Source organism: Streptomyces sp. NPDC089915 (assembly GCF_040684675.1).
GTDB lineage: Bacteria > Actinomycetota > Actinomycetes > Streptomycetales > Streptomycetaceae > Streptomyces.
Genome location: NZ_JBFBGN010000323.1, coordinates 1 through 2,063 on the forward strand (window position 1 = coordinate 1; position 2,063 = coordinate 2,063).

Consider the following 2,063-nt stretch of genomic DNA (forward strand, 5'->3'; position numbering starts at 1 on the left):
AGCCCGCGTACTGGACGTACTTGGCTTTCGCCCGGTGCGGCGAGAGCGCGTGCCAGGCGTCGCGGGGCAGACGGGAGTTTGACGACAGGCCCTAGTACCGGGTGCGCGGCCGCACCCGACCGCGGCGAACGGGGTCCGGGCCCCGGGGCCGTACTCCCGCGGAAGCGGGGTACGGCTGTTCGGGCCTCGGACCTCGGCGGGGCCGGCGTCCTGACCGCCCGGCCCCTCGCCCGCCCGGGACGGGGCGTCAGACGCCCGCGCCCAGCACGGAGTTGATCTGCTGCACGTCGCCGCAGACGACGAGCAGCGCCCCGGCCCGCGCGAGCGCGACCGGCAGGGTGTCCGCGGTGGTCCCGGCCGGTCCGCCGTTGGCCGCGAAGACCACGACGGGGCGTCCGGCGGCGCGCTGCACCTGCGCCGCGTCCGCGTAGAAGACGTCGTCCCCGGCGTCGTGCTGGGCCCAGTAGGAGGCCTCGCCGAAGGACAGCTCGTGCGCGGCCCACGGGTGCGGGTCGCCGGTGGTGATCACCAGGATGTCGCCGGGCGCGCGCCCGGTGTCGAGCAGCAGGTCCACGGCCTCCTCGGCCGCGTCCAGCGCACCCTCGGCGGAAGCCGGGATCAGCTGGACCTGCGGCACCGCGGCCGAGACGGACGGGGTGGCGGGGGCTGCTGCGGGAACGGGTCCGGGGACGGCCTGTGCCGCACGCTGGGCGGGCGGGGCGGGGCGGACGGGACCGGGGCGGCCGGGCCGGGGTGCGGCGACGGGACGCGGACCAGGTACGGGGCGGGGGGTCTGCGCGGTGCGGCTCGCGGCCGGCGTGACGCGGGGACCCTGGGCACTCTCGTGAATCTGAGGCTCCTCGATGGCGGGGGTGAGAGGCATGAGTTGATGTCTATCAAACACCGGTACGAAACGTACCGGTGGGTGGCACGTGGGTGCGATCAGAAATCGAAGCCGAGTTGGCCTCCGTTTTCCAGCTCCATGGCTTCCTCGCTGCGGCGCACCTTCTTCAAGTGGCGCCACCGGGGCAGCGCGTCGAGGTACGACCACGAGAGCCGGTGGTACGCGGTGGGCCCGAGCTCCTCCAGTGCGGCGCGGTGCACGGGCGAGGGGTAGCCGGCGTTGGCGGCGAAGGCGAAGTCCTCGATCCCCTCGCCCGGTTCGCCCAGCGCGGCCATCATCCGGTCACGCTGGACCTTGGCGATCACCGAGGCCGCGGCGACGGCGATGCAGGACTGGTCGCCCTTGATCACCGTGCGGACCTGCCAGGGCCGGCCGAGGTAGTCGTGCTTGCCGTCGAGGATCACCGCGTCGGGCCGCACCGGAAGCGCCTCCAGGGCGCGTACCGCCGCGAGCCGGAGCGCGGCCGTCATCCCCAGCTCGTCGATCTCCTCCGGGGAGGCGTGTCCGAGGGCGTGCGCGGTGACCCAGGTCTGCAGGACGTCGAACAGTTCGTCGCGTCGCCTGGGGGTGAGCAGTTTCGAGTCGGTGAGCCCTGCGGGCGGCCGGCGCAGGCCGGTGATCGCCGCGCACACGGTGACGGGACCGGCCCAGGCCCCTCGTCCGACCTCGTCGACCCCGGCGATGACCTTGGCGCCGGTGGTTGCACGGAGGGAGCGCTCGACGGTGTGGGTGGGTGCTTCGTACGGCATGGCGCCAGCAAGGGTACGCCGCCCCGGGCCGCCTGCACACCCCGGCCCGCGGCAAGCGTGCGGACGGGGCGCCGGAGCGGGCTCGGGCGGGCACATCGGCACCATCGGCCCGTCGATCATCTCCGCGATCTCCTGGTCCGTCCATTCGCTTCCGCATACCTCAGTGCGGTACACCAGCATCGCCGGGATCCCATCGGAGATCAGCGGAATCGCAGCGTCCGCGCGAACGTTACCCTGCCCGATTCCCCGGCACGCGGGCTCGCGGATCAGTTGGCGCGCCGACTCGCACAGCTCTTCCAGACGACCTCACGGAAGAGGCCACCCCGGCCTGGATCGCATTCGTGAAGCACGTGAACCAGACGCCGAGGACCCGGGTGCGGGGGGAGTGCCCCCGCACCGGGGTCCTCGAC

The 2,063-nt window shown here is 73.6% G+C and carries 2 protein-coding genes; both read right to left on the reverse strand.

The annotated features are described in order from the left end of the window. Window positions 1–247 precede the first annotated feature (247 nt). Window positions 248–883: a hypothetical protein gene (locus tag AB0O29_RS35385; protein ID WP_365160400.1), complete on the reverse strand. Its 636-nt coding sequence runs from the start codon at window positions 881–883 to the stop codon at window positions 248–250. A 59-nt stretch (window positions 884–942) separates the two neighbouring features. After that, window positions 943–1,653 carry a ribonuclease HII gene (locus AB0O29_RS35390; RefSeq protein WP_365160403.1) on the reverse strand — a complete coding sequence of 237 codons (711 nt, stop codon included), beginning with the start codon at window positions 1,651–1,653 and terminating at the stop codon, window positions 943–945. Window positions 1,654–2,063 lie beyond the last annotated feature (410 nt).

What these genes read in the sequence shown, in the direction of transcription:
- AB0O29_RS35385 (WP_365160400.1), bottom strand. Translation starts at nt 883, where the DNA reads ATGCCTCTCACCCCCGCCATCGAGGAGCCTCAGATTCACGAGAGTGCC.
- AB0O29_RS35390 (WP_365160403.1), bottom strand. Translation starts at nt 1,653, where the DNA reads ATGCCGTACGAAGCACCCACCCACACCGTCGAGCGCTCCCTCCGTGCA.